Source organism: Lancefieldella sp. (assembly GCF_057237245.1).
Map to the genome: position 1 here is coordinate 170,537 of NZ_DBHHJM010000003.1, position 14,881 is coordinate 185,417.

A 14,881-nucleotide genomic window follows, 5' to 3' on the forward strand; every position below is an offset into this window, starting at 1 on the left:
ACCGGCTCTTTTACTAGAGAGTTAGCGCGCCGGCAACGGACGCGCCTGACGGCGCCGCGAACAGCAACGAACGCGCCTGACGGCGCCGCGAACGGCAACGAACGCGAACAGCAACGAACGCGAACAGCGAAAAGAGGTTCAACTATGCGCATGTACGACGTGATTGAAAAGAAGCGCGATGGCGGCGAGCTTACCGACGCCGAGATTGACTACTTTGTCTCGGGCTATGTAGCTGGGGATATTCCCGATTATCAGGCTTCCGCGCTTGCGATGGCCATCTTCTACAAGGGTATGACCGCGCACGAGACAGCTCACCTGACCATGGCAATGGCAGAGTCTGGCGACATGATGGACCTCTCGGCAATCCCTGGTATCAAGGTTGATAAACACTCTACCGGCGGTGTTGGCGATAAAACCACGCTGGTTGTTGGCCCGCTTGTTGCGTCTTTGGGTGTCAAGGTTGCCAAGATGAGTGGCCGCGGCTTGGGCCATACGGGCGGTACGCTGGATAAACTTGAGGCAATTCCGGGACTTTCCATTGAGATTTCCGAGCCAGATTTCTTCAAGCAGGTCTCCGAGATTGGCGTTGCCGTCGCAGGTCAGACGGGCAATCTTGTTCCAGCTGACAAGAAGCTTTATGCGCTTCGCGACGTTACCGCAACGGTTGATTCGGTGCCTCTGATTGCATCGAGCATCATGAGCAAGAAGATCGCTTCCGGTTCCGACTGCATTTTGCTGGACGTCAAGTGCGGTTCCGGCGCCTTCATGAAGAACGTCGACTCCGCAATTGAGCTGGCAGATGCTATGGTTTCCATTGGCGAGCACGTCGGCCGTACCACCGCAGCTCTGATTACTGGCATGGATCGCCCTCTTGGCAAAAACGTGGGCAATTCCCTCGAGGTCATTGAGGCAGTGGCTACGCTTAAGGGTGAGGGTCCTGAAGATTTGACCGACGTTTGCGTTGAGCTTGCTGCAAACATGCTTAACCTCGCAGGTAAGGGAAGCGTTGAGGACTGCCGTAAGCTGGCTCGCCAGCAGATTGCAAACGGCGAGGGCTTGGCTAAGCTGGCACAGATGGTCAAGGCTCAGGGCGGCACCGACGAGGTCATCTTTGACACCACCAAGTTTGAAGCTGCGCCATTCCGCCGCGACATTGTGGCCGAGACCAGCGGATATATCACTTCTATGAACGCCGAGCTGGTGGGCATTTCCTCTGTTGCTTTGGGCGCCGGTCGCGAGAAGAAGGGCGATCCGATTGACCCAGCAGCAGGTATTATCCTTGAGCGCAAGACCGGCGATTATGTCGAGAAGGGCGATGTTATTGCAACGCTTCTGACCGGCGACGAAAGCCGTCTTGACGAGGGCGAGCGCATCTTCCGCGAGGCTCTGGTCTTTGGCGAGAGTGCCCCTGAGCTGGAGCCGCTGTTCTTTGCACGTGTCTCCAAGGACGGCGTCGAGCGCTTCGCATAAGCGCAGCTTGCGAGTACGTCGCGCGCTGGAAGCTCCACATAACATGCAGGTGAAGAGCGCGCGAGCTCCGAGCTCCACATAACATGCAGGTTAAACCGGTGTTCACGCAGGTGAGCACCAGTTTTTTGTGTGGTAACAGCGTCGTGCGCAGGCAAACTTGCAGGTCAAGCGCGCGAAGCGCTGGCGGGGAGTACACGGGGTTTCTCGCCAGGTGCGCCATAACAGCATGCGCGCCTGAAAAGTGCAAAGAATCTGTATTTGAGACACCGATTCTTTGACGAAATCAGGCAAATCCACAGATTCTTTGAAGTATTTAGGCAAAAGTTACAGATTCTTTGCAGAAATCAGGCGCGCTAGCAGGCCAAGATAGAAAACTTAGTCGGCAGAGCAGACTTGGCGAGAAAATCGGTCTTCTCGCGGTTGCAGTTATTGCACAGAGTGTGTAATAATACTCAGTATGTGCAATAAGTCGGGTGCTACGGTGTTGTTGTGCTGTCGCGCTATCCGCGCCGCTCACACGCGCCCGTGCACCCAGTACGTACCTGCAACCAGGAGAGGCTTCAGAAACGTATGACGCAAACATTGTCTGCACCTGCTGTTTTGTCAGCTTGCAAGCTTGATCGACGCACCGCAAGAACTCGCGCGGCGCTCAGAAAAGCCCTGGCAGAAGAGATAGACGCTACCGGCGACCTTACTTCCGTGACCGTCACGGGTGTAACGGAACGCGCTGGCCTCACGCGTCGCACTTTTTATTCCCACTACAAAGACATCCCTGACCTGGTGCTTCACATCGAAAAGGAAGCGTTGGCAGAGCTCCGACCTGCTGTTGAGCAGCTTGCTCGCGTCAACCTTGTTGAGCTTAAGGAGGCAATCGACTCCTACAGGCCATGCCCCGGCACAACGGAGATGCTCCGAAGCATTCGCAAGCACGGCTTCTACCTGCGTCCCTTGCTGGGCAACGGTGGAGACCCTGCGTTCCAGGATAAGCTCAAGCACCTGGTACACGAGGTTATCGCCCAGCGCGCCCTTCACGACCTTGATCCGCGCGCACTTGGTCCCTTCTTTGACTACTATCTGACCTTCGCAATTTCTGCCGAGGTCGGCGTCCTTATCCGCTGGTTAATCGGCGGCATGCGCGAGAGCGATGAGCAGATGGCAGGTCTTATGACCGGCCTCATGTTTGTTGCACCTGGCGATTTGTACGGCAAGCCAATCAAGCTAGACGTTCCGCGATTTGCGCTTGCAACTCTTGTTCTCGGAGAGGAAAACAATGATTAGTCCAAAGTTTGAGCTGGTAGAGAATGGTGCCGAGCTGGCACCAAACGTCCCACTTGACCTGTCTCAGGCCCACCTTATGCTGGGCATCGACGTTGGTTCCACAACCGTAAAGCTGTCCGTCATCGACGAGGACGGCACGCTGGTTTACGCAAACTACGAGCGTCACCACACTGACGTCCGTGCAACCGCGCGCTCCCTGTTCATCAAAGCTCAGAAGCACATTGGCGAGACACCCATGTACGCCGCAATCACCGGCTCCGGCGGAATGCTCTTGGCGCAATGGCTTGACCTGGAGTTTGTCCAGGAGGTCATCGCTTCCAAGCGCGCCGTTGAGACGCTGATTCCTCAGACCGACGTTGCCATTGAGCTGGGCGGCGAGGACGCAAAGATTATCTACTTCGATAATGGCATCGAGCAGCGCATGAACGGTACCTGCGCTGGTGGTACCGGTGCGTTCATCGACCAGATGGCGTCTCTCCTCAAGACCGACGCAACTGGCCTCAATGAGCTGGCAAAAGACGTCAAGCAGATCTACCCAATTGCATCTCGCTGCGGCGTTTTTGCTAAGTCCGACGTTCAGCCGCTGCTCAACGAGGGTGCCGCTCCTGCCGACATTGCCGCTTCCATCTTCCAGGCTGTTGCAAACCAGACCGTCTCGGGCCTGGCCTGCGGCCACCCCATCCGCGGCTACGTCGCGTTTCTCGGCGGTCCGCTGCAGTACCTCTCTGAGCTGCGCCGTCGCTTCTACATCACGCTTAACCTGGACGACGAGCACATCGTCTTGCCAAAGAACGCCCACCTCTTTGTTGCAACGGGCGCTGCTCTGGCAGGCGAGTCCGACCGACCAATCACTTTTACGCAGGTCATGGAGGCACTGGATAACCTCAAGGACATCCAGGGCTCCGAGGTTGCTCGTCTGGACCCACTCTTTGCTACCCAGCAGGATTTTGACAACTTCAAGGCCCGCCACGACAAGGAGGTAGTCCCTAAAGGCCAGCTGGCCAACTACCACGGCCGCGTGTTCATTGGCATCGACGCAGGTTCTACCACTATGAAGGCTGCTGTTGTTGGCGAGAAGGGCGAGCTGCTTTACACCTGGTACGACAATAACAACGGCGATATCCTGGGTACTGCTCGCAAGATTATGGACTCCATCTATGACGAGATGCCTTCCGACTGCATTATTGGCCACGTCACAACCACCGGTTATGGTGAGGGCATCCTGATTGAGGCCCTCCGCGCAGACTCGGGCGAGATTGAGACTGTTGCTCACTTGCGTGGCGCTAAGGCATTTGTCCCAGACGTTGATTTCATTCTTGATATTGGCGGCCAGGACATGAAGTGTCTGCAGGTCAAAGACGGCGTCATTGAGCACATCATGCTGAATGAGGCTTGCTCTGCAGGCTGCGGCTCCTTTATTGCGTCCTTTGCTGACTCCATGAAGATGGACGTCCGCGAGTTTGCAACCGCTGCAACCAAGGCAACACTCCCTGTTGACCTGGGCTCTCGCTGTACCGTCTTCATGAACTCCCGCGTTAAGCAGGCGCAAAAGGAAGGCGCAACCATCGGCGACGTTGCTGCTGGTCTTTCGTACTCCGTCATCAAGAACGCCCTGTTCAAGGTCATTAAGCTCCGCGACTTCAGCGAGATTGGCGAGCACTGCATTGTTCAGGGTGGTACCTTCATGTCCGACGCAACGCTCCGTGCCTTTGAGCTGCTCACCGGTAGAGACGTTATCCGTCCTGACATTGCAGGCGTTATGGGTGCCTACGGCGCCGCTCTTCTCGCCCGCGACCGCGCAGGTATCGACGGCGTATCCACCCTGCTAGACCGCGAGTCTATCGACAACCTGCAGGTCAAGCTTACCAACACGCACTGCCGCATCTGCCCTAACAGCTGCATGCTTACCATCAATGACTTTGGCAGTGGCCACAGGTTTATCACCGGTAACCGTTGCGAGAAAGGCGCAGGTAAGAAGCGTGGCGCCAAGAAGAACGAGGCGCCAAACCTCTTTGCGTTCAAGAACAAGCTGCTGTTTGACCGCGAGTCGCTTCCCGCTGACGAGGCTCCACGCGGCACCGTTGGTATTCCTCGCTCGCTGAACATGTACGAGAACTATCCGTTCTGGCACACGTTTTTCACCAAGCTGGGCTTCTCGGTCATTTTGTCCGACCAGACCACCGCAAAGACGTACGACGCAGGTATCGAGTCCATGCCTTCCGAGTCCGCCTGCTATCCTGCAAAGCTTTCCCACGGCCACATCATGAACCTGCTGGCCAAGGACCCAGACTTTATTTGGATGCCGTGTATTCGTTGGGAGCGCAAGGAGGACGACTCCGCAACCAACCACTACAACTGCCCAATTGTCATGAGCTACCCTCAGGCGCTGGGCCTCAACGTGGACGAGCTCTCCGATCCGTCCATCCAGTACATGGCTCCGTTCATTCCGTACGACAAGAAAAACGAGCTCAAGCGTCGTTTGTACGAGCTCATCAGTGAACAGCGCGAGAAGGACGCTCAGGCCGGCAAAGGTCGTTTCCGCGGCGAGCACATCACGCGCGCCGAAATTGACGCCGCTGTTGAGGCTGCATGGCAGGAAGATATCAACGTCAAGGACCAGATGCACCGCGCAGGTGATGAGGCTCTTGCGTGGATTGAGGAGCACGACGCTCACGGTATTGTTCTTGCAGGTCGCCCATACCACAACGACCCAGAGATTAATCACGCCATCCCTGAGCTGGTCTCTTCTTTTGGCTTTGCCGTGCTCACCGAGGATTCCATTGCCCATAAGATGATGCCTGAGCGCCCCATCCGTATTGTTGACCAGTGGATGTATCACTCGCGTCTGTACCGTGCGGCTCGCTTTGTTGCGTCCCGAAACGACCTGGACCTCATCCAGCTCTTCTCGTTTGGTTGTGGCCTTGACGCACTGACTACCGACCAGGTCCAGGAGATTCTTGAGGCTTCGGGCAAGATCTACACCATGCTCAAGGTCGACCAGGTCTCCAACTTGGGCGCTGCGCGTATTCGTATCCGCTCGCTGATGGCTGCTTTAAACGAGCAGCAGGCAGAGCTGGAGCGACTTGCAGCTGCTGGTCTGGTTACCGAGGCTGTTCCTCAGGGCGTTCGCATGGCCGACGGCTCTCTGGAAAAGGCCAGAAGCGCTAGTTCTTCTCGCCGTGCACCGGTGTACCGCGAGGCAGAATCTGCAGCTTACGAGAAGGTCCGCTACACCAAGGAGATGCAGGAAGCGGGCTATACCATCCTGGCTCCGCAGATGGCGCCAATCCACTTTGAGCTGGTAGAGGAGCTGCTGAAGGGTGCGGGCTACAACGTTGTGCTGCTGCCTTCGGTTGACCAGGGTGCCGTTGACATGGGCCTTCGCTACGTCAATAACGACATCTGCTACCCATCTATCCTGGTCACGGGCCAGATTATGGAGGCAGTGCTTTCGGGCAAGTACGATCTGACCAAGACCGCAGTTCTGATTTCGCAGACCGGCGGTGGCTGCCGTGCAACCAACTACATTGCACTGATTCGTAAGGCGCTCAAAGACGCAGGTCACCCAGAGATTCCGGTCATTTCCGTCTCCGCCGCTTCCGGCCTTGACGAGGATAACCCAGGATTCAAGCTGTTCAAGCCTGACTTGCTGATTAAGGCAGTTTACGCGCTGCTATACGGCGACCTGATTATGCAGCTGCTGTATCGTGTTCGTCCCTACGAGGCCGTTAAGGGTTCCGCAAATGAGCTGTATGACCAGCTCATGGCCGATACACGTTCCAAGATCAACGGAATTTCTCGCAAGGAATTCTACAAGCAGTGCCAGCGTACCATCGAGCTGTTTGACAGTCTGCCCGTGGTCAATGACCGCCAGAAGCCACGCGTCGGCGTCGTCGGCGAGATTCTGGTTAAGTTCCACCCAACGGCCAACAACGAGCTGGTCAAGGTCATCGAGTCCGAGGGCTGCGAGGCTAACGTTCCAGGTCTGGTCGACTTCTTCCTGTTTGGCCTCTCCAACGCGATCAACACACACAAGGAGTTGGGCACTTCGTTCAAGAGCCGCATGACGCACATCGCGGGCATCAAGATGGTCCAGGGTCTGCGCGCGCCAATCAACAAGATGCTGGAGAAGTCCGAGCGCTTTGAGCCATATCCCAATATCGATGAGCTGGCCGAAAAAGCTGGTCAGATTCTCTCGCTCTGCAACACGATGGGCGAAGGTTGGCTGCTCACCGCTGAGATGTGCGACCTCATTGAGACGGGCACGCCAAACATCGTCTGCGCTCAGCCATTTGCATGCCTACCTAACCACGTTGTTGGTAAGGCAGTCATCAAGCGCCTGCGCCAGATGCACCCCGAGTCTAACATTGTTGCTGTCGACTACGACCCAGGCGCGTCCGAGGTCAACCAGCTCAACCGTATCAAGCTGATGATTTCGGTGGCTAAGGAGAACTACAAGAACGGCGTAAATGGCGAGTTCAAGCTAGAAAACGCCGACGATCCAGTCACTAACGACGCAACTATGCCGTATACCGGCCGCGACAAGTTTGGCCTGGATTCCGTTGTCCGCGAGGGCGGCCATTCTTGCTCTTCGCACCACATGTCTGCGCTGGAAGCAACTGGTGCTAACCTGGGCGATCTTGGTCGCACCGCGCCTGACCACGGAAAAGATTACGGTTCCATTAGGCTTTCCGAGGAGCAGATGGCTGCTATCGAGCGCGCCAAGAAGAAGGCCGGCGTCAAGTAGTGCGGTCGACGTGGTCTGTGTGCCGAGGCGTGTGGCTGCGAGCGCAACCAGCGTAATCGGCTGCGAAGTCGGTACGCAACCAGAGTAACCGACTACAAGGTTGTAATTTGCACGTTAATGAGCCCCAAACTTTGGTTTGGGGCTCATTTTTGGCGATTTTGGGCCCAAAAAGGTAAAAAACGCGTTTAGTTGGAGTATTCATTTTGAAAATGAGCCATTTTCACTTAATTAGTAAAAGAAATAGTTAAAACTTTTTAGCCTTTCCTGGGCAAACACGAATATAAAAAGTTGAATTAAATCTCTTCATTCCCAACTAAACGTATTTTTTACCGCATGGACTCCCAAAAATGGTAATTTTCAAAGTCCTGTGAAAATTTTGCTTATAAAACGCATGAAATATGCAATTTCGTGCATAATGACCAAATATTACGTCATTGACTCAATCGGATTGGATGTACGACTGTCTAATTCCGTGCTTTGCGTTTACGGCGAATCGAAATGACAATAAAAAGTTGCAGAAGTTTTTCTTAAGGTAACTCTGTTCAAAAGTTTGTACAGGTAAGTTTAATTCGTTTTGAGTTGCGGTACAGTAAATGCATACAACATCAAAAGGTCGACGGTTGCGACCCGCATTGCCCGCACCGCCCGCGCTACCCGCACTACCTGCGCTACCCTCGTTGCTCGCACCGCCCGCCGCACCGACCTTACTCGATCCAGAAAGGATACTTATGCCTGAAACCACGTCTAACCAGCTCCCCGATGTCGCCGAGCGCTTCATGCGCTACGTGCAGGTTGACTCCCAGTCCAACCCCGACAACGACACCGTTACCCCTTCCACGCCTGCTCAGCACGAGATGGCTCGCTACCTGGGCGAAGAGCTCAAGGCGCTGGGCTGCACCGACGTCACTGTCGACGAGCACGCCTACGTAACCGGCACCTTCGCTGCATCCAAGGGCGCCGAGTCGGCTCCCGCGCTGATGCTTTGCTCGCACCTAGACTCCGTCATCGACGCGCCCGCCTCGGGCATTAAGCCACACGTCGTCCACTACGAGGGCGGTGACCTGGTGGCCGGCGTCGTTAACGGCAAGACCATCGCAACCACCCAGGAGCAGGTCCCTGACCTCAAGGATTTTGTGGGCATGGACATCATTTGCTCCGACGGCTCCACACTGCTGTCTGCTGACGATAAGGCCGGTGTGGCTGAGATTTGTGCGCTGCTCAAGCGCCTGGGCGATAACCCCGAGCTCGCGCACCCTACGCTCAAGATTGCGTTTGTCCCTGACGAGGAGATCGGTCACGGCGCAAGCCTGCTTGACCTGGACAAACTTGGCGCTGCGTACGGCTATACCGTCGACGGCGAGGCTCTCGGCGAGTTCAACTACGAGTGCTTCAACGCCGCCCACGCTGACGTCTACTTCAAGGGTGTCATGGTTCACCCCGGCAGCGCCAAGGACGTCATGATCAACGCAATTACCGTGGCATCCGAGTTCCAGCAGATGGTCCCGGCCTTCGAGCGTCCTGAGCACACCGAGGGCTACGAGGGCTTCTACCACCCAATAGCCATCGAGGGTTCCGCGTCCGAGGTCAAGCTTAGCTACATCGTCCGCGACCACGACGCCCAGATCTTTGCCAATCGCCAGCAGGTCCTGCAGGATATCGCCGCGTTCTTGAACAAGCGCTATGGCGAGAATACCGTCCGTGTTGAGATTCACCAGGAGTATCGCAATATGGCCGAGAAGTTCGACGGCTACGAGTTCCTGATTGATTATGCGCTTGAGGCAAATCGTGAGGTTGGTATTGAGCCTAAGCCAGTTGCTGCTCGTGGCGGTACCGATGGTGCCCAGCTCACGTTCCGCGGCCTGCCATGCCCCAACATTGCTACCGGTGGATATAACGCCCACTCCGTGCGTGAGTTTGTCCCCGTGCCAAGCCTTGAGGTCACCGTGGACCTTCTGGAGAAGCTCGTCGCCAAGTTCGCTGCCCGCAGCTAGCACCTGCGCTGACCGCGCTGCTCGCAGCTAGCGTCGTCGCACCCGCATCGCACGCGAGCCACGCCGTCACACCTGCCGCGTTCGCACTGCCCGCGATCTGCGCCGCCGCGCCGCACGCAACCGTTTGACGTGCAACTTTGCCATTCATAGCTAGATTTCTACCGTCTACGCCCCCGCTCAACCTTGTCAACAAAATGGTGAGCAGGGGCGTAGCATAATTATGAAGGGTCATTGTTCTTTTTTCACGGAGTAAGGGAGGTCGCAATGCTCGCAGTGTTTTTTGGAATTGTTGTCGTTGCGGCACCCGTCATAGCTGCGTTTTTAGAGCACTCGGGAAACGTTGGAATTTCCGAGCGTCGCCACAGCCATCACGATACCTACGTGACTCCTGCCGCGCTTACACGTTCGCTCATTATTGACATGGCATTTGTCAGTGCAATCGCAGTTATTCTCGGCTGGCTTTGCTACGTTAATGTATTTACGCCAAACCCAGACATTGTTATGGCGTTTTTTGCGTCCTTCTCGGTTGTCATGTTTATGGCGTGGTACATCTTGAGTCGTTATAAGGTCTCGCTTTTTGATGACGAGATGGTTGTAGTGCCCTTTGTAGGCTCTGAAATTTCCATCAACTACCAGGACATTAAGCGCATGGAGTGGGTTGGTGGCCGTCGGGGTTCCGGATTTAGAGATCTTCTAATTTTGACTTCGAATGCGTCAAAGGTGCGTCTCTCGGGTATGATTGGACTAGACCAAGTGTTGCTCAAGATTGATCGCTTTGACGTCTTGGCACATAGTTCAACTAGATAGAAGTACAATGCTGCGACTTAGCTCGTGTCAGCTTAGCTCGTGCCAGCGTAGAGCGTGCCAGCGTAGAGCTTACCAGCTTGGAGCTGCGTTGGCGTAGGGCTGCGTCCGCTTGGGCTGCGACGCGCGTTGCGTTTGTCCAGCTACGTAGCATGCAGTAACGGGGGACGTTTGTGATTAAGCTTGTTTTATCTGATATGGACAACACGCTGGTACCCTTCGGAAACAAGCGTGTGTCGGACTTCACTCGCAACGCAATTCACACGCTCCTTGAAGAAACAGATATCGCATTTGGCCCTTGTACCGGCCGAGATTACGTTGAACTGATGCGTCTTTTCAGCCTCGACGAGGCGTGCATGCAAACAGGCGTCATGTCTACGGGCAAGCGCGTGCTGTACAAGGGCAAGACTATCTCGCTCTCCGTTTTTGATCACAAAACGCTTCAAGGCGTCGCGGACGCTATTGCAGACGAGAAGAACATGTTCTTGGTTTGCTATCCAGAACAGACTAACCTCTTTAATCCAGCGTATGTTGTCGGTGCGCCTGACAATAAAGACATTCTCACTGATTACGAGCGTAGAATGGTGTTTGTCTCGGGTATTGTCGACCAAGTCCCTGACGACGTCGATTTTGTTGCAGCAACAGTTGCTTGCCCGGGAACAGAGGAGGACATGGAGCGTTGTCGCCAAAAGATTGCCGCAGTCTGTCCAGATGTTTACACGGTTTCGGTCATTCCTCAGTGGTTTGACGTGCTGCCCAAGGGCGTATCCAAGCTGACTGGCTTTGAAACGCTCCTGGAAAGAACAGGCATTTCTCCAGAAGAGGTGCTTGTTTTTGGAGACGGCGAGAATGACGTTGAGATTTTAAGTAAAGTTCCGCACTCGGTGGCGGTGGCAAACGCAATTCCAGAGGTCAAGCAGGTAGCAAAGCATCACGTTGGTGCTTCTGCAGATGACGGTGTTGCACATGCCCTGTTAGAGCTGGTACGCGCAACAAAAGCAGGGGAGACTCCCCGTTTTATGATGGAGAACTAGCATGATTAAACTCATTGCATCGGACATGGACGGTACGCTGCTGGACCAGAATTCCGAGGTTCCGCCAGAGACATTTGAGCTGATCAAAGAGCTGTACAAACGTGGCGTTCACTTTGTCGCAAGCTCCGGTCGTCGTTATGATACGCTGCGCTGGTTGTTTGAGCCGGTTGCAGACAAGATTGACTACGTGGCTTCCTTGGGCACGCAGGTCTATGTAGAGAACGAGGTCGTCGACCGCGAGGTTTTCTCGTCAGCTTCTATTCGTAAGCTGTTTGAGTTGACGTCTGAGTTTGACTGCATTCACCTGGTAGTTTATGACCGCACGCATACGTATTTGCTGGATGATCAGAGCTCGTTTGTACGCGAGCTGGACAAAGACCTGCCTAACGCTGAGCGCGTGTTTGATCCGCCTTCACCTGACGTCAGCATCATCAAGGCTGCTATTTGCTGCGATTCAAGGGCTCGCTCGATGGACATGGCCATGATTCTTGAGCGCGAGATGGGTGACAGACTTTCGTTCATGCCTTCCGGCGAGACGTGGATTGACGTGGTGCCTCGTGGTGTGAACAAGGCCACAGGACTTGAGCAGATTCGCAGGTACTATGGCATTTCTCGCGATCAGATTGCCGTTTTTGGCGACTCCATGAATGATTACGCCATGCTGCGTTATGCGGGCACCGCGTACGTTATGGACAACGCTCGCTACGCGCTCAAAACCATTGCTACCAAGGTCATTGCGCCTAATACCGAGCAGGGCGTTCAGAAAGAAATGCGTCGAATTCTGGAAGAGTTGTCGTAAAGAATCGGCGCCGTTTTCAAAATTGTTCAGCATGACCATTTGGCGATAATTTCATACCGTTAGTCCCGTTCCATTCTCAGTTTGATGGACTTATTTCGAGAGTCGAAATAAGGTAGTACAGACAGAAATAGAGAGGAGGGGACACGTATGTCAATTGTCAGCACTAAAGATATTGCATATTCCAATAAACGCGCTGTTATTCAAGCATTGTGCGAGAAAAACGCTCTGTCTCGTGTTGAATTGGCGCGTGAATTATCTCTTTCTCCTAGTACCGTTACTACTATTGTCCAAGACTTGCTTCAGTCAAAAATGGTTGAAGAAAGTTCAGAACGCGTAGTAACCGCTGGCAGATCAAAGACACTTCTGCAACTTGCTCCAGAATTTGGTCTCTTGGGACTCGTCAGAGTTTCTCGCCAGAGTCAGGAACTTATTCTTGTGGACATGACTCTTAACGAGCACGCCCGCGTCACGCTATCAGAAGATGCTCCTTCGGGAGAAACCCTTCTTGAGGGGATTGAAGCTGCTCTTACTGAGCTGATTGTTGATGGCGCAATTCTTAAGGGAATTGGAGTTTTGCTCGAAGGCGATGTGCTGGAATCAGAGCTTTCTGTCATGTATTCAACGGGCCATGATTCGGCAACAATTTCTCTGGTACAAGCATTAAAGAGCACCTTCAGGGTAGTGGTGAAGCAGTTTGAGCAGAGTGACTTTGCACTTTCGCATATTGAGAGCACAGACAACATTGAGGACGTTTCTTCGTACTTACATCTTTCATTTGGCTCGCGAGTTGTGGCTCAAGTTGTTTGCGATAATGCCCCTCTTCCAATGAAAGAGGGACTAAATGCAGATATTACTCAGCAGCTTGTTACCTCAGATGGTTTGAAGCTTGATGCATTAATGAATCTTATAAGCGCCGTTCAGAGTCTTTTTTCTGTTGACGCTGTAGTTGTATCTGTACCTGAAGAAGATACTTCCATCTCTTCGCTTAAGACAGATACGCTAAATAAGGCATTGTCCACTCCCGCGTTTTTGGTGCAAAAATTTGCTCAGTTTGAGGAATTTCCAAAACTGATCGTAACAAGAATCACTTCAAGAAACTTACTGAGAGATGCTGTTTCTGCCCTAAGATTTGCCTGTCTTTGTCCAGAAACTGTCCAGCTTTGGAAACAAGTACTTGTTTCTGGCTGGCATCCAGTAAGTTCGGTGTAGGTATTTGGTAAGACTTACGCAGGCCATGTGCAAGAAATCGGTAAGGCTTGCGTAAGAAATCAGCAAGGTGCTTGCGGGGAAGTAGTACGCTATGTGCTGCGCTGGAACAAAGGTGTTTCTCGACTTTGTCTGCTCATCAAAGTCGTCAACATGGTGCTCACGCATCTATAGAAGTACGTGTAGGTTGTTTGAAGGAGAGATAGCTGCACTTGCTATCAAACAATGTGTTCCTAAGGAGGAAACATGGTTCAGGGTATTTTGATCCTCTTGGTCTTTGTGGCTGTAGCTGCATTGATGATGACTAAGAAGATTCCAACTCTGCTTGCCCTGCCACTGATGGCCATTTTGATTTGTGTCATCGCAGGCGTTCCAATGTTTGGAAAAGACGGCGACGGAAAAGAAATTGGCTGGCTGACATCAGTATTTGAGGCTGGTACCGTCCGCATGGGCGCCGCAATCATGGCTGTTATTTTTGGCGCATGGTTGGGTCAGCTTATGAACAAGACTGGTGTTACCGAGACAATTATCAAGAAAAGCGCAGAGCTTGGTGGCGATAAGCCCCTGGTAATCACCTTGATTATGTCTATTGCAGTAGCTGTCCTCTTTACTACACTTTCTGGCTTGGGATCCATCATCATGGTTGGCTCAATCGTCCTGCCAATTTTGATTTCTGTTGGTGTTCCCGCAGCTAGTGCAGCATGTATCTTCTTGATGTCATTTACCACTGGTCTGGCACTCAATATTGCCAACTGGACAACCTTCGCAAAGCTCTTCAACCTAGACATTGCTCAGGTTCAGGGTTTTGAGGTTTATCTGGCTGTTGCAACTGGTATTGCAACTTTGATCATGATTGTTGTTGAGTTCAAGCGTAATGGCATTAAGTTTGCCTTTAGCGCTCCAGTTGCTGAGCAGAGCAACTCCAAGCAGCTCACCGGCGTTGCTGGTGGTCTGGCAATGCTGACTCCACTCATTCCTATTGTGCTTGTTGCTTTCTTGAAGGTTCCTGTTACCCCAGCATTTACTGTTGGTATTCTGTGGTGCCTGCTGTTTACCTCCAAGAGCTTTAGCAAGGCAATGAACCTTCTTGCAAAGACTTGCTATGACGGCGTAACCGACGCTGGTCCTGCAATTATCCTGATGGTTGGCATTGGTATCCTTTACCTTGCAGTTACCAATCCAACGGTTAAGGCAGTTCTTAACCCATTCCTGCTTGGCATCATGCCACAGAACCTTGTTGCATACATCATCTTCTTTGCGGTTCTCTCGCCATTGGCTCTGTATCGTGGACCTATGAACATGTTTGGTCTTGGTTCCGGTATCGCAGCTCTTATCATTGGCCTGAACACCTTGAATCCTCTTGCTGTCATGGGTGCATTCCTGGCTGCAGAGCGCATCCAGGCAGGTGGCGACCCAACCAATACTCAGAACGTTTGGACTGCAAACTTCTGCGAGGTTGACGTCAACACCGTTACTCGTAAGATGCTTCCTTACCTCTGGGCAGTTTCCATCGTTGGTGTAATTCTGTCTGGTGTTCTGTACTTCTAAGTTC

At 53.3% G+C, this 14,881-nt stretch carries 9 protein-coding genes; all 9 read left to right on the forward strand.

Annotation, left to right across the window (positions count from 1 at the left end; genetic code table 11):
* Window positions 1–144 precede the first annotated feature (144 nt).
* The 9 genes from ACO5GU_RS04175 to ACO5GU_RS04215 all read left to right on the forward strand — a co-directional run bounded on the left by ACO5GU_RS04175 (window position 145) and on the right by ACO5GU_RS04215 (window position 14,877).
* Window positions 145–1,470: a pyrimidine-nucleoside phosphorylase gene (locus tag ACO5GU_RS04175; protein WP_484849877.1), complete on the forward strand. Its 1,326-nt coding sequence runs from the start codon at window positions 145–147 to the stop codon at window positions 1,468–1,470.
* Window positions 1,471–2,040: 570 nt separating this feature from the next.
* Entirely contained in the window at window positions 2,041–2,748 is a 708-nt protein-coding gene (locus ACO5GU_RS04180) for a TetR/AcrR family transcriptional regulator (RefSeq protein WP_484930252.1), read from the forward strand.
* Window positions 2,741–7,495 carry an acyl-CoA dehydratase activase-related protein gene (locus tag ACO5GU_RS04185; protein ID WP_484930253.1) on the forward strand — a complete coding sequence of 1,585 codons (4,755 nt, stop codon included), beginning with the start codon at window positions 2,741–2,743 and terminating at the stop codon, window positions 7,493–7,495. The genes ACO5GU_RS04180 and ACO5GU_RS04185 overlap by 8 nt, the downstream gene beginning before the upstream one ends.
* Window positions 7,496–8,223: 728 nt before the next feature.
* Window positions 8,224–9,486, forward strand: coding sequence for a peptidase T (gene pepT / locus ACO5GU_RS04190; RefSeq protein WP_484930254.1), 1,263 nt, complete (start codon window positions 8,224–8,226; stop codon window positions 9,484–9,486).
* Between the two features lie 264 nt (window positions 9,487–9,750).
* Window positions 9,751–10,293, forward strand: a complete 543-nt coding sequence (locus ACO5GU_RS04195; RefSeq protein WP_035428504.1) for a hypothetical protein — start codon at window positions 9,751–9,753, stop codon at window positions 10,291–10,293.
* 170 nt (window positions 10,294–10,463) lie between these two features.
* Window positions 10,464–11,324 carry an HAD hydrolase family protein gene (locus tag ACO5GU_RS04200; RefSeq protein WP_484930255.1) on the forward strand — a complete coding sequence of 287 codons (861 nt, stop codon included), beginning with the start codon at window positions 10,464–10,466 and terminating at the stop codon, window positions 11,322–11,324.
* A gap of 1 nt (window position 11,325) precedes the next feature.
* Window positions 11,326–12,123: an HAD family hydrolase gene (locus ACO5GU_RS04205; protein ID WP_484930256.1), complete on the forward strand. Its 798-nt coding sequence runs from the start codon at window positions 11,326–11,328 to the stop codon at window positions 12,121–12,123.
* A 147-nt stretch (window positions 12,124–12,270) separates the two neighbouring features.
* Window positions 12,271–13,332: a winged helix-turn-helix transcriptional regulator gene (locus ACO5GU_RS04210; RefSeq protein ID WP_484930257.1), complete on the forward strand. Its 1,062-nt coding sequence runs from the start codon at window positions 12,271–12,273 to the stop codon at window positions 13,330–13,332.
* 243 nt (window positions 13,333–13,575) lie between these two features.
* Window positions 13,576–14,877, forward strand: a complete 1,302-nt coding sequence (locus tag ACO5GU_RS04215; RefSeq protein WP_484849928.1) for a C4-dicarboxylate ABC transporter — start codon at window positions 13,576–13,578, stop codon at window positions 14,875–14,877.
* Window positions 14,878–14,881 lie beyond the last annotated feature (4 nt).